The sequence below is a fragment of the Sulfitobacter sp. SK025 genome (genome assembly GCF_003352105.1).
GTDB lineage: Bacteria > Pseudomonadota > Alphaproteobacteria > Rhodobacterales > Rhodobacteraceae > Sulfitobacter > Sulfitobacter pontiacus.
Genome location: NZ_CP025808.1, coordinates 1,361,238 through 1,384,807 on the forward strand (window position 1 = coordinate 1,361,238; position 23,570 = coordinate 1,384,807).

The window sequence follows — 23,570 nt, forward strand, 5'->3', positions numbered from 1 at the left end:
AACTGCGGCCCCGTGCGTCGCGCATTGCCTCGGGGGGAGATGCGCGGCGCTCATTTGGGATGCCTCAGGCGCGGGTTGGCAAGGATCGACACGATGTCGGCCACAAGGTTCAACCCGATATAAACGGCGGCAAAGATCAGACCGCAGGCTTGCACCACGGGCACGTCGCGCTTGGAGACGTGATCGACCAGATATTGCCCCATGCCGGGATAGGCAAAGACGACCTCTACCACCACGACGCCGACGACCAGATAGGCGAGGTTCAGCATCACCACATTGACGATCGGGGCGATGGCGTTGGGGAAGGCGTGCTTGCGGATAATCTTCAGCATGCCTAAGCCTTTAAGCTCGGCTGTTTCGATATAGGCCGATTGCATCACGTTCAGGATCGCGGCGCGGGTCATACGCATCATATGCGCCAATACGACCAGCGTCAGCACCATCACCGGAATGGCAATCGCGTTCAGCTTGGCCCCGAGGCTCATGCTGTCGTTGATGATCGCCACCGACGGAAACAGCCGCCATTTGATCGCCACCCAATAGATCAGCACATAGCCGATCATGAATTCCGGGATGGAAATCGTGGTCAGCGTGACGGCCGAAATCAGCTTGTCGGGCCAGCGGTCTTTGTAGCGCACGGCCAGCAGGCCCAGAAAGATCGCCAGCGGCACAGAGATTGCAGCAGCCCAGAAGGCGAGGAAAAGCGTGTTCTTCAGACGCCCGCCAAGGCTTTCTGCGATGTCGCGGCCATTGGTCAGCGCGGTGCCCAAGTCTCCTTGAAGCACGCCGCCCAGCCAGGCGAAATAGCGGGTCATGGCGGGATCGTTCATGCCAAGCTCTCGGCGCAGGTTCGCAAGCGCTTCGGGCGTGGCGGATTGACCTAAGATGGATTGTGCCACGTCGCCGGGCAAAATCGAGGTGCCTACGAAGATCAGGATCGACGCGGCAAAAAGGAGAAGAAGGCCCAACGCTAAGCGTTGGGCGATCAGTTTGACGATGGGATGCATAAGCTGGGTTTACCTTATGCGTCTTTGACCCAGCATTTGATCCCGGCTTTGTTGTTGGACAGTTCCGCGTTGGGATCTTCGACCCAGCCGCCGACATTGTTGGCAACACCATCCACAAAGTCGTTGAACATCGGCAGGATCAACCCGCCTTCGTCGCGGATCATCTGACCCATCTTGGAGTAGGTCTCTTTGCGCTTGGCCTCGTCCAGTTCGGCGCGGGCCGACAGCAGCATCTCGTCGAACTCGGGGCGTTTCCAGCGGGTGTCGTTCCAGTCCGCGGTCGACAGATAGGCGGTCGAATACATCTGGTCCTGTACCGGACGGCCACCCCAGTAAGAGGCGCAGAACGGCTGTTTGTTCCAGACCTCGGACCAGTAGCCATCGTTCGGCTCGCGTTTGATCTCAAGCGGGATACCGGCGGCTTTGGCGGATTCCTGGAACAGGGATGCCGCATCGACCGCACCGGGGAAGGCACCGTCTGCAACGCGCAGGATGATCGGGCTGCCATCGTGACCGGAGGCGGCGTAATGCTCTTTCGCCTTCTCGATGGAATGTTCACGCTGCGGGATCGATTCATCGAACAGCGGATAAGAGGCGTTGATCGGCATGTCGTTCCCGATGGTGCCGTAGCCGCGCAGGATCTTGTCGACCATTTCCTCGCGGTTGATCGCATATTTCAGCGCCAGACGCAGGTCGTTGTTGTCGAACGGTGCGGTGTCGACATGGGCGATAAACACATAGTGGCCTCGACCGGCAACGGATTTCACCGTCAGGTTGGGCGCGCGGCCCAGCAGGGCGGCAACCTTGGGATCAACGCGGTTGATCATGTTGACCTGACCCGACTGCAGCGCCGCCGTCCGTGCGGTGGCATCGTTCAGCACCAGCACTTCGTTATAATCGGTGTGGCCGCGGTTGTCGGCGTCCCAGTAGTTTTCGTTGCGCTTGAAGCCGTGGCGCACGCCGGGTTCGTCAACTTCCAGCGTGTAAGGGCCGGTGCCGATGCCCGCGCCGGGGTTGTCCATGCCGCCATCGGGCTGGATCATCAGGTGGTAGTCGGCCAGCAGGTAGGGAAGGTCAGCGTTGCCGACGCCCAGTTCAACGATGAAGTTGTCGCCATCGACCTTCATGTTCTCGATACCGCGCATGATGCCCAAGGCACCGGATTGGCTGTTTTCATCCGAATGGCGCTGCATGGTTTTCAGCACGTCTTCGGGTGTCATTTCCTTGCCGTTGTGGAACTGGATGCCCTTGCGGATCTTGAACGCCCAGGTTTTCGCATCGGCCGAGGCCTCGTAGCTTTCGGCCATGCGGTTTTCGATTTCCCCGTTGGGATCGACCTCTACAAGGCTTTCGTACAGGTGGCGCAGGTTGTTCAGCGGCACTTCGGAGGCGGTCAGCGCAGGATCGAGCGTATTGGTGGATTCACCGCCCGACGACCCGATTTTCAGTGTGCCACCGCGAATCGGTGCTTCGTGGGCTGCAGCCTGCGCGTGGTTCGCCAGCATCGAGTTGGCGACGGCGGCTGTCACGCCCAAAGCAGCGGCACGCCCGACGAATTCGCGGCGTGTCATAGTGCCCTTGGCCACTTGGCCGGTCATATGTTTCAGTTGATCATCCATGATGAGAACTCCCTGTTTTAGGTGATACTTCTGCGCATTGGTGCGCAGGTTTTTTTATTGACTGGTGGCACAACGTTAAGCATTTCGGCCCGTGTCGCAAGTGGTAATACCGGCGGCCATGTGACGAGTTTGTTACATAAAGTGTCGCTTAATGTCTTCCGTCACGTCGCGTTCATAGATCAATTTGTCGTTTTCGTACGCTTCAAGACGGGCCGTCAGATGAAAATGGGTCGCGTCCGACCACATCTGCGACCGGGTTTCTGTGCGCAGGATGATGTCGTCCCGCTCCAGCTCTTCGGTCCAGTGACAGGTGCCTTTTGCGGACAGCGGATCGTCGGGGTGAATGCGCCACACCTCCCGCGCGACAGAGCCCGCGATCAGCCCGTGATCGGCATCGCGCAGCTTGCCGAAGTCATCCTCGATGATCAGAGAGACGATGCCGGTGACGCGGTCGATCTCTTGGCGGCGAATGTGGTTTTCGGGGCTCAGGGTCTCTGTCTCCCACGGGGCGGCAGAGGTGGGCGGGGCAAAGCTGTATTCGTCCCCGCCGCTGGTCGGGCGTTGCGGCAGGTCGATCTGGCCGGACGACAGCGTGACCTCTGCCGCTTCGGGCGCAGGCCAGAGCAGGGGCCAATAGGCGGTAGAGATCGACACCCGCAGCCGGTGCCCCTTGGGGATGCGATAGGCGATGTGGTCAAGGTCCAGCGTGATGTCGGTCATGGCACCGGGCGCCATCGCCTGCGGATTTTCGGCGCTGTCGCGATGGGACAGGTTCAGCACGCCATAGGTAATCCGGGCCGAGGCCCCATCAGGGTGGATATGGTTCAACCGCACCGCGATCTGGCCCTGTGGTTTGTCGCAGGCCAGACGCAGGCGCAGACGCGGCGCGCCAAGGATATCCATCTGCTGCGCCAAGGGCCCGCTGTCAAAACAGACCGATAGTGCATCGTCTTGCCTCTGGTCGCCGGGCATTTCGGGGCCAAGCCAGATCGCACAATATTCCCCGCCATCCGCCCCGCAATGCGCGGGGGAGGCGACGCTGCGGTCCAGCGGGGCCGCGGTGTCTTGCAGGCCCTCATCCGTCAGATGCAACGTCTTGACAGGCAGATGCGATGTCGCGCCTGTGGGTTCGGTGATCCAGCGGCCGGGGCGTTCATGGGTCCACGTGGCAGGGCGCATGCCGTCCATCAGATACGCGCGATAATCGGGATCGTCCTCGACGCCCGTGTCGATCCCCTTGAGCCACCTATCCCACCAGCGCAGCGCCTCTTGCAGAAAGCCGATACGGGGTTCGGGGATGGCGAAATGCGGGTATTTGTGCACCCAAGGCCCAACGATCCCCTTTGCACCGGGCAAGGCTTCAACCAACTGCGGGACCGCGTTCTTGTAGGAATCGCCCCAGCCGCCAATCGCCAGCACTTTGGCCTTGAGCGCGCTATACTCCTCGATCACCGACCCTTGCTTCCAATAGGCGTCGCGTGATTGGTGGCGCAGCCAAAGCGCGGGGAGAAACGGTTCTGCCTCTAGCCGCTCCAGCCACATTTCGCGCCAGTCGGGGCGCAAGGCGGGATCGGGCGCGCGGCTGGAATAGGCCCACATCGTCGCCCCCCAGCCAAGGTTCTCGTTCAACAGGCACCCGCCCTTATAGTGGATGTCATCGGCAAAGCGGTCGACGGTGGAACATAGCGTAATCACCGCCTTCAGCGGCTCAGGCGCATGGGCTGCGACCTGCAGCCCGTTAAAACCGCCCCAGCTGATGCCCATCATGCCCACCGTCCCGCTGCACCAAGGTTGCGCGGCAAGCCAGTTGATCACCTCTATGCAGTCGGCCTGTTCTTGGGGCGTGTATTCATCCTCCATCACGCCATAGCTGTCGCCATTGCCTCGCATATCGACCCGCACGCAGGCATATCCGCGTTCGGCAAACCAAGGGTGGGTCAGCGCATCCCGTGCGGTGGTGCCGTCGCGTTTGCGGTAGGGAAGGTATTCCAGAATCACCGGCACAGGTGCGGTATCGGAATTTTCAGGCCGCCAGACTCGAGCGGAAAGCCGGCATCCATCCGAGAGGGTGATGCCCATGTCGGGGTCTTCGATCAGTGATAGCGGGGTGTTCTGGGCGGTATCCATGCCGCAAAGGTCAGGGGGGAGCCCAGTATTGTCAACCGTTTGCACGGGCTTGCGGTGTGGCACCCATGGGGATTTTTCCTGAGTGAAATGAGGTGGTTAATTATCTGGCAACGTTAACTATTATTAACGCTTTCCCGCAGTAGTAGAAACTGTGGCCGTGTTGCACTGTTGAAATAAGGCAAGAATGTGGCGTTCCACTTTAACCTTGGCTTTTATGTGTCTAAGCGGCTACCTTCTGCCTCAATAATACGTTTCGTTTTTTACGACGGACATAATCAGGCGGCTGCACGATGCGATCAACGCGTTGGCGGTCATAAAATTTCTCAGGTGTCGCGCGCAGAATGCGCACCGAGGTGGAGCAGATATTATGAAGACGATAGATTTCGTCGTTCGCGATCAAGCGGGCGCATTGCAGCGTGGCACGGTTGCGGAAAACGCAAACTTCCATGTTATCCAAGCGACATCAGGTCAGGAAATCTCGCTGAACCTGCGTCAGACCGATTTTCAATCGCATCAGCGGTCGGGCAACGATCTTGTGCTCACGCTGAATGACGGGTCGGTCATCACCATCGAGAATTACTTTAACGAAACCGGTGCCGCGAACCGCCTGTTCATTTCGTCAGATGGCTATCTGAACGAAGTCGCATTCGTCGAGGCCGAAGGTGGCGGGCTTTATGCGCAATACGGCCCGACCGAGCAGTGGGGCAAATGGAGCCCCTCTGACGATCTGATCTATCTGGGCCGCAGCGATGTGGCCTCTGTGCCGGGCGGTGTCATGCCGGGCGCGGGTGACGACGAAGTGTCGATGTTGGCGGCACCCTTGCTGGGCGGCGTCGTTGGCGGTGGTGGTGCCGCGGCAGCAGCCGGTGCGGCGGTTGTCGGTGGTGCAGCTGTCATCGGTGGCGGCGGCGGTGGCGGCAATGGCGGCAGCCCTTCGGTCGCCCCTCCGTTCGTGAATGAACCTGACGCAACCGGCACGGTCGGCGGCGACGGCGCGGTAGAGCAGGTCGTTGTCACTGGCGGCGGCGAGCCCGGATCGGATGTCGTGGTCACCATCGGCGATAAAGAAGTCACAACTACAGTTGGCGACGACGGCACATTCGAAGCCGTGTTCGAAGGCGATAACTTCCCCGACGACGGCACCTATGAAGCCGAGGTCGTTGTGACCACGGACGGCAATGAGATCGTGCTTGACGGGCCGAGCTTCGTCATCGACACCACAGCCCCCACGGTCACCATGTCCGAAGGCACGCAGAGTGTCGGCGACTTCTTTAACGGTGACTCCTTTGCGAATGGCGTTACGCTGACCGGGAACGGTGAAGCGGGCGCGACCGTTGACGTGACCGTCGCGGATGTCACACGCAGCACCACCGTCGGCGAAGACGGCACATGGTCCGTCACATTCGAACCCGGCACGCTGCAGGGGGGCGAATACGAGACAGAGGTGCTGATCAAGACCACCGATCAATACGGCAATACCTCCACCACCACCGAAACGCTGGTGGTTGATACCATCGCACCGACCGTCGCTGTGACATCGGGCACGCAATCCGTGGGCGACAGCTATAATGCCGCATCCTTTGGCAACGGTGTCACCCTGAACGGCACGGGGGAGCCCGGTTCAACTGTGCAGCTGACCATCGGTGGCATCACCCGCACCGCAACTGTGGGCGACAACGGCACATGGTCCGCGACATGGCAGGCGGGCACCTTGCCCGAAGGCGAATACGTCAGCGATGTCACCATCGTGACCACCGATGCTTTCGGCAACAGCTCCACCTCGACCGAGCAGCTGGTCGTTGATACCGTCTCTGAAGTCGCGATTGCGGCGGATACTGTCGAAGTTGACGGCGTGATCAACGCCGCAGAGCGTGGCGACGGCGTGACGCTGACCGGCACATCGCAGCCCGGGTCGACCGTTCAGGTCACCTTTGGGGGTGTGACCCGTGACGCGGTGGTTGACGCAAACGGCAACTGGTCCGCGGATTTCGCGGCCTCCGAAATCCCGACGGGCGAGACAACGGCGACAGTGACCGCAGTCGCGACCGATGCGGCGGGCAACACGGCCACCGCAACCGGCCAAGTCGATGTCGATACTTTGGTCAACAACCTTGCCTTCACCGGCCAGACCGGCGGCAGCGACGGGGTCGTGAACGCGGCAGAGGCGGCGCAGGGCATCGTGATGACCGGCACGGTTGAACCCGGTTCGACTGTTATGGTCCAGCTTGGCCAGGTGTCGCGTGCGGCCACGGTTGCGGCGGATGGCACATGGACCGTCAGCTTCGCCCCCAGCGACATCCCCGCAGGCACCTACACCAGCACAATGACCGCCACCGCCACCGACGCGGCAGGTAACGTCGACAGCGTATCGCAGTCTGTTTCAGTCGATACCGAAGCCGGTTCGCTGACCATCAGCCCGCTGCCCGTTGAGGGCGACGACGTGGTCAACGCGGCCGAGGCAAGCGACGGTGTGGCCATCTCGGGCACCGCCGATGCGGGCGCCGTTGTGCAGGTCACGCTGGCAGGTGTCACCCATACGGTTGTGGCAAATGGCAACGGTCAGTGGACCGCCTATTACGCCGCGGGCGAAGTTGCTCAAGGCGTCTATACCGCCGACATCACCGCAACCACGACCGACGCGGCGGGCAACAGCCGCAGCGCCTCTGATAGCGTGCGTGTGGACACCCGCGTCGACAATCTGTCGCTGAACACCGTCGAAGGCGATGACATCGTGAGCGGGGCAGAGCGTCTGGCGAATGGCGGCGTTCTGGTCACCGGCACCTCTGAAATCGGCTCGTCCGTGGTCGTGTCGCTTGGCGCGGCATCGGTGAACGGCGCGGTGGATGCGAATGGCAACTGGTCCGTCACCTTTGCGCCGGGTCAAGTGCCCGAGGGCACGATCAACACCACCGTTTCGGTCAAGGCAACGGATGCCGCGGGCAACTCTGCCACGGCAAGCCACGCGGTGCTGATCGACACGGTCGTGGATCCGCTCGACATGAACCAAGCGGGCGGTAGCGACGCTGTGGTCAGCGCACGCGAAGCCCGGACGGGCATTGATCTGAACGGTCAAGTCGAGGCGGGATCTAGCGTTGTGGTCAACTTTGACGGCACCAACTACACCGCGTTTGTGGACGGTGCTGGCAACTGGTCGGTCACGATCCCGCCTTCGGAAATCCGTCAGGGCACCTATGACGCCGACATCTCTGTCACCGCGACGGACCATGTGGGCAACATCGCGTCGATCACCGACACGCTCGCAATCGATACCTATGCGCCCGAAGGCCCCGTCATCGCGTCCTATACCCGCGACGGCGACGGTATCCGTGGCATCTCGACCGAGATCAGCCCCGATACGCTGGAGGTGCATCAGGTGAACGCAGACCGCTCCATCTCGGAAGTGGAATCGACCAGTTTTGACATCGACGCCATTGGCGAGCGGAACTTCCAGTTCGAAAGCAATGTGCCAGACGGGTCCGACCTGATTGTCACGGCCACTGACGCTGCGGGAAACTTTTCCGGCACGTATCTGGCGCTGGATGATGAAGCGGCGAACACGCAGTTGAGCCTGACTAACCCGAACCTGGGAAACTACAACATCGAAACCGTTGATCTGCAATTCGCCGAAGAGGCGCATCTGACGATCACGGAAACCGCGCTGGTCAACCTGTCGAGCAACACGAACGAGCTGATCATCGACGGGCATAACGACGACACCGTGACGATCACAGGCGCGGTACGTGGCGGTTCAGAGGTGCGTGGGGATCAAACCTATGACATCTATACTCTGGGCGACGAAGCCACGCTGATGATCGACAACGATATCAACGTCATCGTCTAAAGATTGCACCGCGCCCTCTGTTCAAGGGGGCGCGGTTGGCACACGCAGGCGGCAACGACCGCAGGCGTTTCCAGAATAAAAAACCGGCACGTTAAGGGCAGGATAATGAGGCAGAGTGTAAAACGGGCAGGGGGCATGTGCGCAGCAGCGCTGGCCCTATCCGGCTGCATGTCGGATTTCGGCAGCGGCATGGTGCCCGGTGACCTGATGCAATCTGACATCGTTACCCGGTTCCGCACCCCCGATGCCTCGCAGGCGATCAAACCCACCTACGCCGAAAAAATCACCGCAGACAGCCAGATCATCCAGGGTCTGGCGCTGCGGTCTTCTGTTCTGCCCGATGACACCGTGTCGGATCAGGTGGCCTCTGCCGTGCTGGCCGCCAACAGCCGTACCGCCGAGGCAGAGCTGCGCGCCGCCACCCTCCGCTCGGAAGCCGCCAGCAAGAACTGGTTGCCCAAGATCGGGCCGCAGGTCAGCCTGACATCCTTGGGGTCGCTGGCGGCCAATCTGGTGGTGGATCAGGTGCTGTTTGACAATGGCCGCCGTGCGGGTGAACGCGCCTTTGCCGTGGCCGATGTCGAGGTCGCTGCCGTGTCGCTGGCGCAAGATACGAACGACCGCGTGGCGACCGCGCTGAAGCTCTACACCAATGCGATTGAGGCGCGCGATACCGCCGCGCTGAACCGTGTCGCGCTTAAGGATATGACGCATTTCGAATGGGTGATGCAGGAACGGGTCAAAGGCGGCGTGTCCGATGTGTCCGACCTGACGATCCTGCGCCAGAAGCTCCTTGAGATCCGCGCCACGCTTGATGCCTCCGTCGAACGCGAAGCCACGTCAATGTCCGAGCTGAACGCCATGTCGATCCGCCCGCTGGATACGCTGCACGGCTTGCCCGAAGTGCCCGTGAACAGCTTTGCCGGTGCGCCTTTGTCCGTGGTGCGTGCCGAGGCCGAAAAGACCCGCGCCATCGCCGCCGCCAAGGTGGAACGCGCCGGACTGCTGCCGGGGCTGTCGGCGGGTGCGACCATCGGTGAAGGGGGCGGCGCAGGGCTGAGCCTTGAATCGGATCAGCTTCTGGGTCTGGGCACCAAAGCCTCGCTTGATGCCTCGGCCATGGCCGAGGAAACCGCGACCCGCAAGGTCCGGCAATCGGTCGAGGATGCCAACCGCGCGCTGCGCCGTCTGGAGAAACAGCTTGCCGCCAAGACCCGTCAGGCCACCGAGGCCGCGACCCTTGCGGCACAGGCCAAACGCAACCTTGACCTGTTTCAGGAACAATATGACGCCGGTCAGCGTCAGGTCATGGATGTTGTCGGCGTCTACGAGACCTATTCGCATCAGCAGCAGTCGCAGATCAGCCTCAAGTACGAGGCCGTGCGTCTGAAGATCGAGATGGCGCAGATACAGGGCGTGTTGGCGGACGGGAGCGCGATTTGACCCAGAAGCCGACCTTTACGCTGACAATCACCAACGGCAATCAGGGTCGGATGGCGGCGGCGGATGCAGCCCGGCCCAAGGCAGAGAACGCCAACCGCCCCGAAGACCGACTGATGGCGCGGGCCAAACTGGCCGCGACCTATGCCGGACTGCTGGGCGTCACCACCGCGCCACGCGACATCTTTGAAATCGTCGCCACGGCCCCCTTGCAGGGCAATGATCCGCAGGTAGAGGCCGAAGCACTGGCCCGCGGGATGGAAAGCGCCGGACTGGTGACACAAGTCAGCCGGGCGCGGGGGATTTCCAAGGATATGTGGCCTGCGCTGGCCTATATGACCTCGGGGCAGGTCTTGCTTGTCATGGGGCAGCAGCGTGGCGATCTGATCCTGTATGACACAACTTGCACCGACAATCGCGCGATGGTGCCGATCAGCGACTTCAAACCCTTCTTTGCGGGGCTGATTCTGCGGGCCGAAGCCTCCCTGAAAACGGTGGCCGAAACCCATAAGACCGATGGCGCGCCTGCGCATTGGTTCTGGGGGCAGTTTCCGCGCTTTCGTCGCCAGCTGATAGAGGTCGCGACGGGGTCTTTCGTGGCCAACCTGCTGGCCGTCGCTGTGGCGCTGTTTTCCTTGCAGGTCTATGACCGCGTGATCCCGCATCAGTCCGAAGCGACGCTTTGGGTGCTCGCCGCCGGTGCGGGGCTCGCGTTGCTGATGGAAGCTTTCCTCAAGATGGCGCGGGCGCGTCTGATGGATGGGGCAGGGCGGCAGATCGAGCTGTCGGTGCAGGACATCCTGATGCGCCGGTTGCTGGGGATGCGGTCCGACACGCGCGGCCAAGCCCCGAACCAGCTGTTTTCCGCGATGCGCGAATTCGGGTCGGTGCGTGAATTCTTTACCGCGTCGACCATTGGCACGATCGCGGATATTCCCTTTATCTTCGTGTTCCTCTTCCTCGTGGCCAGTATTGCGGGGAATGTCGTCTGGGTGCTGGTGCTTGGCGGTATCCTGATGCTTGTGCCGGGGTTCTTTCTGCAAAAGAAAGCGATCCAACTGACGCAGGAGACCCAAGGCGCGTCGACCAAATCCTCGCGGCTGCTGCACGAGGCGATATTCGAGCTTGATACGGTCAAGACCCAAAGAGCAGAGGACCGCGTGCTGCGCCTGTGGACCGAGCTGAACACCCTGTCGTCCGTCAAATCGTCAGAACAACGCAAGCTCGCGTCCTTCCTCACGTTCTGGAGCCAAGGGGTCCAGCAGGCCACCTATGTCGCGGCGGTCATCGTGGGCACCTATCTGGTGTTTGCGGGGGAATTTACCGTGGGGTCGATCATTGCGGTCGGTATCCTGACGGGCCGGACGCTGGGGCCGCTGACGCAGCTGTCGGGCACGATGGCGCGGTGGGGCAATGTCAAAGGCGCGCTTGACGGGCTTGACGCGATTGTCGCCGCGCCGCAGGACACCGCAGAGGGGCGCACCTATCTGCGCCGTGAAAAGCTGAAAGGCCAGTTCGAGCTGCGCGACGTGATCTTCCGCTACGAAGATGACGGCGCACCGACGGTGGACATCAAAGCCATGTTGATCCAGCCGGGGCACCATGTCGCCGTGCTGGGGGCCAATGGATCGGGCAAATCGACACTGCTGAAGATGCTCAGCGGGCTTTATGCCCCGACCGAAGGGCGTATTCTGGTGGACGGCACGGAGCTGGGCCAGATCGAGCCGCGCGACCTGCGCCGGCTGATCGGCTATCTGGGACAGGACGTGCGCCTGTTCTCGGGCACGCTGCGCGACAACCTGAACCTCACCATGCTGGAACGCGACGACGACCGCCTTCACGCAGCCCTTGATTTCGCAGGGCTGGGGCCGTTCGTGCGCAACCACCACAAGGGGCTGGACCTAGAGATCAAGGACGCAGGCGCGGGCCTGTCCATCGGGCAGCGTCAATCCATCGGTTGGGCGCGCCTGTGGTTGCAGGATCCAGCGATCTGCCTGCTGGACGAACCCACAGCAGCGCTGGACCAAAGGTTGGAGGCAACGCTGGTCTCGCGGTTGCAAAGCTGGATGGCAGGGCGCACTGCGATCATCGCGACCCACCGCGCCCCGATCCTTGCGCTGACCGAACGCACGCTGGTGCTGCAGGATGGCCGTATGACCATTGACGGGCCCAAGGAAAAAGTGCTTGCCCATCTGGCGGGACAGAAGGGGCACGTCGCATGAGCAGTCTCAGCACCACGCCACTGGGCGCGCAGATGACGGGGCAGATGCGCGGGCCGTCCATGGTGATCTGGCTTTGCGGCGCGTCGGTGCTGGTCTTCCTGCTGTGGGCTGCCTTTGCATGGGTCGATGAAATCGTGCGTGCCGAAGGATCGATGATTTCCAGCTCGCGGCCCCAGATCATCCAGAACCTTGAAGGCGGGATTCTGGCAGAGCTTGCCGTGGGCGAGGGCGATCACGTGGAGAAGGGCGACGTGTTGGCCCGTCTGCATGGCACCCAGTTCCAATCTGCCGTGGACGACCTGCGCGACCAGATCAGTGCCTTTGAAATCCGCCGTCTGCGCCTGGAGGCAGAGCTGGCCGGCCAGTACGACTTTGACGTGCCCGACGCCTATGCCACGCGCACGCCCGATATCGTCGCCTCTGAGCGGGCATTGCTGAAAGCGCGGCAATCGGACTTTGTCTCGCGCTCCGAAGGGGCGGGGCGGGTGCTGACCGAGGCGTTGAAAGAGCGTGAGCTGCTTGAGAACATGCTCAAGAAAAAGATCGTTTCGCTGATCGAGGTGACGCGCGCGCGCAAGACCCATGCGGATGCGCGGATCAAGCTGGACGAGATCGTCACCGGCACAGAACTGGAGCGTGCGCAGGAATATTCCGATGTGCTCAAAGAACTGGCGACGCTGAAACAGAACCTCAAGGCGAGCACGGACCAGTTGAACCGCACCGTCCTGGTCAGCCCCCTGCGCGGCATCGTCAACAACCTGAGCGTGACCACCATCGGCGGCGTCGTACGCCCGGGCGAGGAGATTTTGCAGATCATCCCGTTGGACGAAGAGCTTTTCGTCGAGGCCCGCGTCAAGCCCGAAGACATCGCCGGCGTGCGCCCCGGGCAAGAGGCGACGGTCAAGCTGTCGGCCTATGACTATACGATCTACGGCACGTTGAAAGGCACGGTCAAATTGATCTCGGCCGATACGTTCAAGGACGAACGATCCCGCGCGCCGGATGGGGATCCGCACTATAAGGTCACGTTGCAGGTGGACACCGAGCACCTCACCCCGCGGCAGGCGTCTTTGCAGATCCGACCCGGCATGCAGGCAAGCGTGGAGTTGCACACAGGGTCAAAGACGGTTTTGCAGTATCTGTTGAAGCCGCTTTACAAGTCCAAAGAGGCGTTTCGGGAGCCTTAGGCGGGACAAGGGGGGCTGTCTGCCCCCCTGACCCCCCGAGGATTTTTTCCATTTGGAAGATCAGGGGTTTTCTGTGTCGAGCCAGAGGGTGACGGGGCCGTCGTTGGTGAGCGCGACGGACATATCGGCCCCGAATGAACCGGTTTGGACATGAATGCCGAGGGCGTCGACGCAGGCGACGAAATCTTCGTATAGCGTTTTGGCCTGATCGGGCTTGGCGGCGCGCGAGAAACCGGGGCGGGTCCCGCGGGAGGTATCGGCGGCAAGGGTGAACTGGCTGACAATCAGCGCGCTGCCGCCCGTATCCGGCAGGCTGCGGTTCATTTTTCCAGCATCATCCTTGAACAGACGCAGTTTGGCGATCTTTTGTGCCAGTCCTTGCGCGGTCGCATGTGTATCGTCGGGCATGGCGCAGACGAAGATCAGCAGCCCGTGTTCGATGTGACCGATGATCTGGCCGTCGACAGTGACGGAGGCGTTGCTGACGCGTTGTAGCAGTGCGCGCATATCAGGATTTCCAATCGATGATGTCTTCAGGGGTGGCCCGTTGCGTGCGGAACCGGTTGATCGGTGCCGCGTCATCCGCATAGCCAAAGGAAATCGCGCAAAGGATCAGGCGGTCTTGCGGCAGGTCGAAATGCTGTCGCACGGTGGGCGCATAGGCAGCGATGGCGGCCTGGGCGATGGTGGCCACTCCAAGCGCCGTAGCCGCCAGGGTAAAGGCCGTGACAAAGCCGCCGCTGTCCATCGCCCCGTAGGCCCCAAGCTCAGCAGGGGAGGTCACGATCGCCACATGGGGCGCGTCAAACAAGGCATAGTTCCGCATCATCTGCGCCATGCGGCCCGCATGGTCCGATTTCTCGATCCCGACGGCGTCATACAGCTGGAACCCGCAGGTCCGCCGCCGGTCGCCGTAGACGCCGCTGTAAGAGGCCGGCCAGTCCAGATCGGGGGCGGGGGGTGTGCCCTTCGCAATCTCTAGCGCCAAAGCGTCGCGGAAGCGGTCGGTCGCGGCCCCTTTGGTAACGGTGAGCTGCCAAGGCTGCGCATTGCACCACGACGGCACGTGGCGCGCCGCGTCGACGATACGGGTGATGATCGCGTCGTCGACCGGATCGGGGCGAAAGGCGCGGCACGAAGAACGCGCGCGCAGGATGTCGGTGAATGTATCGATCTGCGTCATTTCTGGAGCGCCATAAAATAGCCAACGACCCCGGCGACAATCAGGCCAAGGATCACGGCAAAGGTGATTTTCACAGCGGAATAGGGGCGTTCGCCCTGTACGCTGCCTGTGCGGCCGTTGACCACAAAACGATAGGTCTTGCCGCGGTACTTGTAAGCTGCCAGCCAGACCGGCAGCAGGATATGTTTGAATGTCACATCGCTGACCTGCGTCTGGATATTGTGGATGCGCTGACGGTCGCCGCCGATATCAAAACGCACATCGCGCTGGATCATCGCGTCCATCACCTCGCGTGCCTGTGCATAGCCTTCATCAAGCGTAACCGCATAGGCTTCGGCGCGAAAACCGGCGAGGTATTCCGGGGCATAGGGTTCAAGGGCCGCCAGATCCCACGGGGCCAGCGCATCGGTGAACCGTTTGGGGAGCGATTTCGACGCCAGCACCAGCACATCATCAAAGAACCGCGCCACCCGACCCGAGGTCGCCCGCCAGCGAATTTTCGGCACCTGCTGCTGCACCCGCTTGCCGTCGCGCATCACGGTTTGGGTGACGTAATAGACCGTGCCCCTTTCGCCCGAATAGCTGGAGCGCGTGTCGGCGTCATAGGTCCAGTAGGGCACATAGATGCCTTGCATCTTGCGGCCCTTGCGTGCGTATTCCTGCAGGCCATTGGGGGCAAACCACAGGCTGCCCAGCCAGTCAGTCATGGCATCGCGTGCTGTATCCTCGGTCAGGCCAAAGGGCAGCACGGCGCGGGGTTTGATATGGCGGTTCACCCCGGTATCGATCACCACAGGGGTCGCGCAGAACGGACATTCGGTGGCGTGTTTGCCGGGGGCGAACTCTACCTGTGCGGCGCAGTTGGGGCAGGTTGTGACCCGTGTATCCTCCATCTGCGATTGGGGGAGAGCGCTGGCCAGTGCGGCCTGGAAATCCAGCTCGGCGATAGGGGTATGCAGGCCGCGCGTGCCTGAAATATCTTCGGTATTGCCGCAGTGGTCGCAGACCAGCAGATATCTTTCGGGATCAAACCGCAGATCGGACCCGCAGGTATCACAGGGGAACCGGTGTTCCTCGGTCGGTGTGGGGGGCAGGTCGGGGTCGTCAAAGCCGGTGCTGGCGGGCATAGAGCTGTCCTTTGGTCAGGCCTGCCCCAGACATAGGGCAGTGCGCCCCCTGCCGCCAGAGCAGGGTCACAAAAAACGGTGCAGCACTTTAGGGGCCATGATGCGCAGGGCGTTGTCGTGCAGGCGAAGGTGACGCCAGATGTGAAATGCGGCATGGGCCAGCGCGATGCCTGCAAGAGCGTAGAATTCGATGCTGTGGATCAGCCCGACGAGGTCGTTGGCGCGCGGCATATCAAGGGGCACGGCAATCGGGACAATCCCGCCGGCCCAAAGCTGCACGGTAGAAGTCACCCCGATCAGCAGCCCTGTGAGAGCGACGCCAAAGATACCCCAGATCAGGGTCTTATGCAGCGCCGGATGCAGCCAGCGGGCCCAGCCCCGAAGCTTGGGGCCGGGGCGCCCCAGCAGGCCGCGCTGCATGTAAGACACCCACCACAGCAGGGCCGCGCTGACAAAGACCAAGCCCATGACCGAATGGAACCGCACCGCCGCAGGCCCGATCCGCGCCACATCCGCCGGCTGCACCAGCAGGAACCAGATAAACAGCGGCACCATGCCCCAATGCAAAAGCTTCATCAGGGTCCGACGGTGGGGCAGCAAGGGGCGACGGCGCGGGGTCATAGCCTAGACACGCGCCTTGCCCGTTCCAAGTTTCACAGAGCCTTACGCAGGCGGCGGCGGGGGCGGCAGCACGGTAAAGAGCTGCGCCAGCTCGGCCACATCGTCTGCTTTAAGCCAGCCATCCTGACCGGGGGTCCAGACATAGGTCTCGCGGGTCAACCCGCCATCCGTGGCCATGCGGCCCAATGCGGCCTTTGAAAACGGGCCCTTGGTCTGGCCGTTCTCTGCCAGATGCCAGACCTTTTCAGGATGCGGCGGGGGCGGGGGCGTCTGTGCAGCGGGGGCCGCAGCCGCGGGGCGCGGGCCCCACGGGCCTGCCTGCGCGGCGGCGGCCTGGCCCATCTGCATGCCCAATCCGGCGCCCAGACCGGTCTGCATTGCTGCGCCGGCGGCGCCCTCGCGGCCCAATGCCTCTGCCGCCTGGAACTGCGTGAACTTGTTCAAATCCCCGATCACCCCCATCGACGACCGTTTGTCCATCACCTCCTCCACGGCGGGGGGGAGCGAGATGTTTTCGATATAAAGTTCGGGGATGGTCAGCCCGTATTCTGCAATGGTGGCCGAGATTTCGGTGCTCACCAGTTTGCCTAGTTCACGGGTGTTGGCGGCCATATCCATGACCGGAATATTGGACAGCGCGATGCTGCGCGAGAATTCCTGCACGATGATATTGCGGATCTGATAGCTGATCTCGTCCATGGTGAATTCACCATCGGTGCCGACGATTTCGGTCAGGAACCGCGCGGGATCCGACACTTTGACAGAGTAGGTACCATATGAACGCAGGCGCACGGGGCCGAACTCGGGGTCGCGCACGATGATCGGGTTCTTGGTGCCCCATTTCAGATCGTTGAAACGGGTGGTGTTGACGAAATAGATCTCGGATTTGAAGGGGCTTTTGAAGCCGTGATCCCAATGCTGCAGCGATGTCATGATCGGCATGTTGTTGGTTTCAAGCATATAAAGGCCGGGCGTGAACACATCGGCCAGTTGACCTTCGTGGACAAAGACCGCCGCTTGCCCTTCGCGGACCGTCAGCTTGGCCCCGTATTTGATCTCGTGGCCTTCGCGCTCGAACCGGGACACCATCGTGTCGCGGGTGTCGTCCGTCCAATGGATAACGTCGATGAATTGGCCAGAGAGAAAATCGAGAATACCCATGTCTTGGTCCTTTCGGGGGAGGTCGGTGGCGGGTTAAACGGGCCCGCCGATCAGTTCGAACGCGATCTTGCGGGCCACGGGGGTTGCCTCTTCGGCGGTCATGCCGGCGTGCAAGCGCGGGTCATAGAGCATTTTCAGCAGCAGCTCGTCGTGACGGGTGAGCAGCGCGAATTCATCGTCATCATTAAAGATCGACGGGCGTGCGGTGGGGCTGTCGTTGGCAAGGCCAAGGCCCTGCGCAAGTTCTTCATGGATGCACGACAGCCGCATAAGCGAGGGGTTCTCGGCACGGATGACGGCGACGGCAGCGGTATAGGTGCTGGGGTCCGCGCCACCGGCATAGGCGGCGACGATGCAATAGGTATCGCGGCGCAGATCGCTGAGCGCGGCAAGGCTTTCGGCGGTCACACCGGGGATGCGTTCGGCGGCTTGGGCAAGGGCGGCGGGGCGGTCATCCTCGCCCGCGATGATCACCATAAAGTTCGGCTTGCCGCCCACGGTGATGGAATGCTGCGTCGTGGCGGCGAGGCGGGTGGCATAGTCGCGGATCGAGGCCGCATCGCGGTCGCGCTCGGACGGGGGAACGCTGTCGCCAAAGACGACCTCCATTCGGACGGGGCGTTCCCAGCGGCGCATGGGGGTCTTATCGCCCCGTCCGGTCAGGGTGGCGTTATATTCGTTGTAAAAAGCGATCTGTTCAAAGTTGCGCACCAGCATGTCGGCGGTAAAGGGCGTGTCCTGCCCCCCACCATCCCGGCGCAGCAACCCTTGGCTCAACTGGGCCTGCTGCACCTGGTTGAAATAGCTGCGCAGCTTGGCGCTTTTTTGCGACGTGGGCTTGGCCACCACGGGGGGCGGTGCCGGCGGGGTGTCGGGGCGCGCGATGGGTTTCAGCGTCGGTTCCACAGGGGGCTGCGGGGTGCAGGCGGCCAGCGCGGCGACCACAGCCGCCGTGCCGATCCATCCTGTTCGCCCCAACCGTTGCCATACCATATCGCGCGCTCCAGGTTGTGACGGGGTTATGCCGCAGGGGACGCGGGCTTGGCCGCTTTGGCAGAGGCCAGCGTGTCGCGCAGATTGGCCTCCATCTCTTGCAGGTCTTTCTCGGCAGAGGCACGGCGCGCCTTGCCTTCGTCGGCGATCTGCAGCGATTCCTGAATGGTCCCGATCAGGTCGGCATTGGCCTGTTTGACGGCCTCGATGTCGAAGACGCCGCGTTCCATCTCGGTCCGGATGACCTTGTTGCTTTCGCGCAGGTTCTGCGCGTTAGAGGTCAGCAGCTCGTTCGTCAGGTCATTGGCGTCACGTACGGCGGCGGCGGCTTCGACGCTGCGCTGGATGGTGACCGCCTGCGCCAGCTGGGTTTCCCACAGCGGCACGGTGTTCACGAGGGTCGAGTTGATCTTGGTCACCAGCGACTTGTCGTTTTCCTGCACCAAGCGGATCGAGGGGAGCGATTGCATCGTCACCTGACGGGTCAGTTTCAGGTCATGTACACGGCGTTCGAGATCGTCCCGCGCGGCGCGGATGTCGCGCAGTTCCTGTGCGACCATGACCTGATCCGCCTCTGGTGCGGCGTCGACCTCTGCCTGTTTGGCGGGGATTGTGGTCGCGTCAAGCTCTGCCAGCTTGGCCTCGCCCGCGGCGATATAAAGCGCGAGCTCATCATAGAACTGCAGCGTCTTTTCGTACAGCATATCAAGGGATTTGATATCCTTGAGCAGGGTATGTTCATGGGTCAGCAGCTCGTCCGTGACGCGGTCGATCTGACCCTGTACCTTTTCGAACTTGGCGGTGAATTTGGCAAAGGGGGCCGCGCGGCCCAAAAGGCGCTCCCACCAGCTGCGATCACGGCGCACGTCCAGCTCGGACACGGAAAAGCCGCGGATGGTTGTCACGATCGTGCGCAGGCTGTCACCGGCAGGGCCCACATCCTTGTTGCGCACGTCCTGCAACATCGCCTGACTGATCTCCTGCAGCTCGGCCTGTGCGCCGGACCCGAAACCGATGATCGACTGCGTGTCGCCCATGTCGATCTCTGCCATGCGGCTTTTGATCTCTGCCGATTGTGGCGCATCGGCTTTCTCAAGCGAGACGACGGCATCCGCAGGGGCGGGGTCGGGCAGGATCTGCGCGTTGACCTCTTCCACCAACGCTACGGATTGGGTCGCTTTGTCACGAACGGTATCAGACATGTTTCAAGTATTCCTATGCTCTTGGGGCGGGGCGCGTCAGTCGAGACGCACGCCTTCTCGGGAAAGCCGCTCGCGCAGCACGTCGATTTCGATGTTCAGGTCGGTCTTGTCTTCCAATAGCGATTTTTGGGTGCGCGCGGCAAAGTTTTTGTCCAGATCATCGAGCAAAGCCAGATAATCGGCGCGTGCCTGCGCATCGCCGGTGCTGGCGTAGATATCCGCAAACTTGATTGTCGCGTCACGCGCGCCCAGCAGATAGACCGACAGGTATTTCCGCGCACCGGTCAGATCACGTGGATCATCCTGCACGGTGCGGATCAGGGTGCGCGCGGTGTCCTGAAACTGCGCCAGCCGGTCGCGCGCCTTGCGATCGCCCGCGCGTGCAATGGCGGTGTTCATCGCGGCAAGGTGTTTTTCCGCCTCGTCCACGACACGGGCAACGCGGTCTTTCTGGAAGCTGTCCACGCCCTCCATCCCTTTGGATGTCAGCGGATCGATGCCAAAGGCCGACACATGCAGCCCCATCGCGGCCAGCGCATAAAGCACAGGGGCCGCCAGTCCGGGGTCATTCTTATAGGCTGCAAGCGCCACGCCGGCACCGGTCAGAAGGCTGGCGATGATCTTGCGCGGCAGGGCGGGACGTTCGGCAACCTTGCGCGCGGTATAGGCGGCTTCGGCTTTCAGCCCCTCGCGCAGCATCCATGCGGCACCGGTCAGCGTCGCCGCCGCCAGCAGCCCCAATGCAAGCCCCTGCGCCCCGTCGTTCAACGACATGAACACAAGCGGAATGGCGGGGATGAACAAGATTTTGGCCCGCCCGCTTGCGGGGTCGACCTCTATCCGTTTGGCACGGGTGCCCTGCGGAGGCGGCGTGCTGCCGTTCGTGTCATGATTGCTGTATTTACCGCCAAAGCGCTGCGCCATGGATCAAAGCCCCCCGAGCCAGCCGGTAGAGACACCGAACAGCAAGACAACAAGCGCGGCATAGGTGATTTTCTGAAACGGTGTCGGTGCCATGGGGCGATAAACCTCCTGTCCATGCGCTGGTGTCGATGCACGACGGCCCGCGTCCAGAATCCTTGCGATGATTGTCACCAAAACGGCGACAAACGCAACAATCAGCGCCAGCGTGGCGACAAAGACAAGCAATCGACCCATCGGACCTTCCTTTGCACGACATATAGTCGCAGTGCCCGCCACCCGCTAGGGTCACGCACGCAAAAGTAGCGGCCAAAGGGCCGTAAACCCACAGAAATCAGGGTTTACGGGTGGATTTTACGCGGGTGCCGAACTTGCGCGGCGCGGGGTCGGACGCGGGGCGTGCGGGCTTGGACTTGCCATAGCCGGGCTTGGGCTTGCCGGGGATGGTCTTGCCTGTCGCGGTCTTGTCACCCGGTTCCTTGGGCAGGCCGGGGCGACCGGGGCCCGGCTCTCCGGGTTTGCGGGCCTTGCGCTTGATGATGCGCGCGGGCTTTTTCTTGACCGCGGTGCCGGTGGTATCGGCAATCTCGAGGCCCAGCTGGTCACGGACCACCTTGCGCTTGAGCTCCTCGACCTCGCCGGTTTTCAGCTCGCCAAGCTGGAACGGGCCATAGCTGGTGCGGATCAGCCGGTTCACCGACAGGTTCACCGCCTCCATCGCGCGGCGGATCTCGCGGTTCTTGCCTTCGCGCAGCCCGACGGTCAGCCAGGCGTTCGCCCCTTGTTGCCGGTCCAGCGTGACCGTCATCGGCTGAAAATCCTCGCCATCGACGGTGATGCCCTTGCGCAGCGGTTCGAGCATATCGTCGGTGGGGCGGCCATTGACGCGCACGCGGTAGCGGCGCAGCCAGCCGTTCGAGGGCAGTTCGAGGCGGCGCTTGACCTCGCCATCATTGGTGAGCAGCAGCAACCCTTCGGAGTTGAGGTCAAGCCGTCCGATGCTCATGACGCGGGGCATGTCTTCGGGCAGATCGTCAAAGATCGTGCCGCGGCCCTTTTCGTCGCGGTTGGTGGTGACCAGCCCCGTGGGCTTGTGGAACAGCCAGACGCGGGGTGGTTCGGGCTCGCCCACCGGTTTGCCGTCGACGGTGATCGCGTCCGAGGGCGTCACGTTCAACGCAGGCGAATCGATCTGCGCACCGTTGACGCGCACGCGACCGGCCTCGATCATGCGTTCGGCCTCGCGGCGACTGGCGATGCCGGCACGGGACAGGACTTTGGCAATGCGGTCACCGGGAGGGGTGCCGGATTTCGGGGGCTGGGAGGGTGTATCTGCGCTCATACTTCAGCGCTTACCCTGTTTCCCGCGCTTGCGAAAGGGCGGCGTTTGCGGGCAAGAGAGGGCATGAGCTTTACGTCCTATATGTCCCAAGCGCTGGAAGAGGCCCGCGCCGCCGCTGCCCGTGGTGAAGTGCCCGTGGGCGCGGTCATCGTGGCGCCCGACGGACAGGTCGTCGCGCAGGCGGGCAACCGGACGCGCGAACTGAACGATCCCACCGCCCATGCCGAGGTGCTAGCGATCCGCGCTGCCTGTGCGGCGGCGGGGTCCGAAAGGCTGGGCGGGCATGCGCTTTATGTGACGCTGGAACCCTGCGCCATGTGTGCCGCCGCGATCTCTGCCGCGCGGGTGGCACGCTTGTACTACGGCGCGTCAGACCCCAAGTCTGGCGGTGTGGCGCAGGGGGCGCGGGTGTTTTCCCACGCGCAATGTCACCACGCCCCCGACGTCTATGACGCCATCGCAGCGCCCGAAAGCGAACAGCTTCTAAGGGCGTTTTTTGCAGAGAAACGAAAAGGATAGACCCATATGGCCCGACGGGACGAGCTGAGCATTTTCGTGCGCGACGCCTTGGCTGCGGGCAAGTCACGGGCCGAGATCACAGCCGCACTGACCCATGCGGGCTGGCGCAGCGCCGAGGTGCAGGACGCGCTGAACGGCTGGGACGAGATGCCGTTCTCTCCGCCCATTCCGCGGCCTGTGGCGACGGTGTCTGCGCGGGACTTCTTTACCTATGCGCTGACGTTCTGCGTCTTGATCCTTGGCGCGTTCAATCTGGTTGTCGTATTACAGGCGCTGGTCGATGTGGTCTTTGCCACGGGCGACGGCGGCAGCGACCGGTCGATCCGCTGGGGTGTTGCGGTGTTGATCGTGACCGGACCGATGTATCTGTGGCTGACCTTGCGCGAGCGGCGGAAACTGGCGCGCGACCCTGCGCTCTACCGCTCTGCGATCCGCAAATGGATGATCTACATCGGCCTGCTTTTGGCGGCGCTGACGATGTTAGGGGATTCGATTGCCACCATCTATGCGCTGCTGACCGGTGACCTGACGGCGCAATTCCTGCTCAAGGCGCTGGTGGTGCTGGTCGTCGCCGGGGGCATCTTTGCCTATTATTTGCGCGATCTGCGCGAAGAGGCTCCGGCGTGAACAAGTTGCTGCTGATGTGTATGTCTGTGCTGGTCGGTGGTGCCATCATTGGCGGCCTGGTCGTGGTGGGTGGCCCGCAGCACGCAAGGCTCGCCCAGCAGGACAGTCAGCGCCTAAGCGATCTGCGGACCTTGCACACGCATCTGATGTGCCTTGGTCACCCGCGCAAACCATTGCCGCAAGCGCTTGCGGATGACAGCTATTGTCCCGGCACGCGGCCCGGTCTGCGCGATGTGCTGACCCAAGGCGACCCTGCAACGGGCGCGCCTTACGCCTATCACCGCCTCAGCGATACCGCGTTCGAGGTCTGCGCCACACTGGCGCTTGATCCGGCAGAGGCGCGCAAAGCTGCGTTTGATCAAGACACCATCGCCCTGCGCGCCAACCACACCCTTTGTTTCATCGGGGATCGCGCCGGTTCTGTGAACTAG

20 protein-coding genes are annotated in these 23,570 nt (G+C 62.3%); 7 read left to right on the forward strand and 13 right to left on the reverse strand.

Going from position 1 to position 23,570, the window contains the following annotated elements; genetic code table 11:
- Positions 1 to 50 precede the first annotated feature (50 nt).
- The 3 genes from C1J04_RS06545 to C1J04_RS06555 form a co-directional block, all read right to left on the reverse strand.
- Positions 51 to 1,007, reverse strand: a complete 957-nt coding sequence (locus tag C1J04_RS06545) for an ABC transporter permease (protein WP_005852247.1) — start codon at positions 1,005 to 1,007, stop codon at positions 51 to 53.
- 14 nt (positions 1,008 to 1,021) lie between these two features.
- Positions 1,022 to 2,626, reverse strand: a complete 1,605-nt coding sequence (locus C1J04_RS06550) for an ABC transporter substrate-binding protein (protein WP_009826462.1) — start codon at positions 2,624 to 2,626, stop codon at positions 1,022 to 1,024.
- Between the two features lie 132 nt (positions 2,627 to 2,758).
- Complete coding sequence (locus C1J04_RS06555) at positions 2,759 to 4,753, reverse strand: CocE/NonD family hydrolase (protein WP_009826463.1); 1,995 nt, start codon at positions 4,751 to 4,753, stop codon at positions 2,759 to 2,761.
- 367 nt (positions 4,754 to 5,120) lie between these two features.
- On the opposite strand from C1J04_RS06555, the gene C1J04_RS06560 reads away from it, so the two are divergent.
- The 4 genes from C1J04_RS06560 (at position 5,121) to C1J04_RS06575 (ending at position 13,443) form a co-directional block, all read left to right on the forward strand.
- Entirely contained in the window at positions 5,121 to 8,594 is a 3,474-nt protein-coding gene (locus tag C1J04_RS06560; protein WP_009826464.1) for an Ig-like domain-containing protein, read from the forward strand.
- Between the two features lie 135 nt (positions 8,595 to 8,729).
- Entirely contained in the window at positions 8,730 to 10,037 is a 1,308-nt protein-coding gene (locus C1J04_RS06565; protein WP_009826465.1) for a TolC family protein, read from the forward strand.
- Positions 10,034 to 12,256, forward strand: a complete 2,223-nt coding sequence (locus C1J04_RS06570; protein WP_009826466.1) for an ATP-binding cassette domain-containing protein — start codon at positions 10,034 to 10,036, stop codon at positions 12,254 to 12,256. Before C1J04_RS06565 ends, C1J04_RS06570 begins: the two co-directional genes overlap by 4 nt.
- Positions 12,253 to 13,443: an HlyD family type I secretion periplasmic adaptor subunit gene (locus C1J04_RS06575; RefSeq protein ID WP_005852257.1), complete on the forward strand. Its 1,191-nt coding sequence runs from the start codon at positions 12,253 to 12,255 to the stop codon at positions 13,441 to 13,443. Before C1J04_RS06570 ends, C1J04_RS06575 begins: the two co-directional genes overlap by 4 nt.
- Positions 13,444 to 13,503: 60 nt before the next feature.
- Here the strand turns inward: C1J04_RS06575 and dtd are convergent, their stop codons facing one another.
- From dtd to C1J04_RS06625, 10 genes are all read right to left on the reverse strand, one after another.
- Positions 13,504 to 13,950, reverse strand: a complete 447-nt coding sequence (dtd, locus tag C1J04_RS06580; RefSeq protein ID WP_009826467.1) for a D-aminoacyl-tRNA deacylase — start codon at positions 13,948 to 13,950, stop codon at positions 13,504 to 13,506.
- A 1-nt stretch (position 13,951) separates the two neighbouring features.
- On the reverse strand, positions 13,952 to 14,626 hold the full coding sequence (locus C1J04_RS06585) for a nitroreductase family protein (RefSeq protein WP_005852262.1): 675 nt from the start codon (positions 14,624 to 14,626) through the stop codon (positions 13,952 to 13,954).
- On the reverse strand, positions 14,623 to 15,753 hold the full coding sequence (locus C1J04_RS06590) for a TFIIB-type zinc finger domain-containing protein (RefSeq protein ID WP_009826468.1): 1,131 nt from the start codon (positions 15,751 to 15,753) through the stop codon (positions 14,623 to 14,625). The genes C1J04_RS06585 and C1J04_RS06590 overlap by 4 nt, the downstream gene beginning before the upstream one ends.
- Before the next feature lie 66 nt (positions 15,754 to 15,819).
- On the reverse strand, positions 15,820 to 16,374 hold the full coding sequence (locus tag C1J04_RS06595; RefSeq protein WP_009826469.1) for a cytochrome b/b6 domain-containing protein: 555 nt from the start codon (positions 16,372 to 16,374) through the stop codon (positions 15,820 to 15,822).
- 42 nt (positions 16,375 to 16,416) lie between these two features.
- Positions 16,417 to 17,535 carry an SPFH domain-containing protein gene (locus tag C1J04_RS06600; RefSeq protein WP_009826470.1) on the reverse strand — a complete coding sequence of 373 codons (1,119 nt, stop codon included), beginning with the start codon at positions 17,533 to 17,535 and terminating at the stop codon, positions 16,417 to 16,419.
- A gap of 33 nt (positions 17,536 to 17,568) precedes the next feature.
- Positions 17,569 to 18,528, reverse strand: a complete 960-nt coding sequence (locus tag C1J04_RS06605) for a DUF2927 domain-containing protein (RefSeq protein ID WP_050766222.1) — start codon at positions 18,526 to 18,528, stop codon at positions 17,569 to 17,571.
- A gap of 26 nt (positions 18,529 to 18,554) precedes the next feature.
- The gene (locus C1J04_RS06610) at positions 18,555 to 19,730 is read right to left on the reverse strand and encodes a toxic anion resistance protein (protein ID WP_009826472.1); all 1,176 of its coding nucleotides are present in this window, start codon (positions 19,728 to 19,730) and stop codon (positions 18,555 to 18,557) included.
- Between the two features lie 36 nt (positions 19,731 to 19,766).
- On the reverse strand, positions 19,767 to 20,654 hold the full coding sequence (locus tag C1J04_RS06615) for a 5-bromo-4-chloroindolyl phosphate hydrolysis family protein (RefSeq protein ID WP_009826473.1): 888 nt from the start codon (positions 20,652 to 20,654) through the stop codon (positions 19,767 to 19,769).
- Positions 20,655 to 20,657: 3 nt separating this feature from the next.
- The gene (locus C1J04_RS06620) at positions 20,658 to 20,888 is read right to left on the reverse strand and encodes a hypothetical protein (RefSeq protein ID WP_005852271.1); all 231 of its coding nucleotides are present in this window, start codon (positions 20,886 to 20,888) and stop codon (positions 20,658 to 20,660) included.
- A gap of 97 nt (positions 20,889 to 20,985) precedes the next feature.
- Complete coding sequence (locus tag C1J04_RS06625) at positions 20,986 to 21,993, reverse strand: pseudouridine synthase (protein ID WP_009826474.1); 1,008 nt, start codon at positions 21,991 to 21,993, stop codon at positions 20,986 to 20,988.
- Positions 21,994 to 22,056: 63 nt separating this feature from the next.
- On the opposite strand from C1J04_RS06625, the gene C1J04_RS06630 reads away from it, so the two are divergent.
- Genes C1J04_RS06630 through C1J04_RS06640 form a run of 3 tightly spaced genes read left to right on the forward strand, consistent with a single transcriptional unit; the run spans position 22,057 to position 23,570 of the window.
- Positions 22,057 to 22,512 (forward strand): nucleoside deaminase, encoded by a 456-nt coding sequence (locus C1J04_RS06630; RefSeq protein WP_009826475.1) that lies wholly within the window; start codon positions 22,057 to 22,059, stop codon positions 22,510 to 22,512.
- Positions 22,513 to 22,518: 6 nt separating this feature from the next.
- A complete protein-coding gene (locus C1J04_RS06635) occupies positions 22,519 to 23,139 on the forward strand; it encodes a DUF5671 domain-containing protein (protein WP_009826476.1) in 621 nt (206 codons plus the stop codon).
- On the forward strand, positions 23,136 to 23,570 hold the full coding sequence (locus C1J04_RS06640) for a hypothetical protein (protein WP_009826477.1): 435 nt from the start codon (positions 23,136 to 23,138) through the stop codon (positions 23,568 to 23,570). The genes C1J04_RS06635 and C1J04_RS06640 overlap by 4 nt, the downstream gene beginning before the upstream one ends.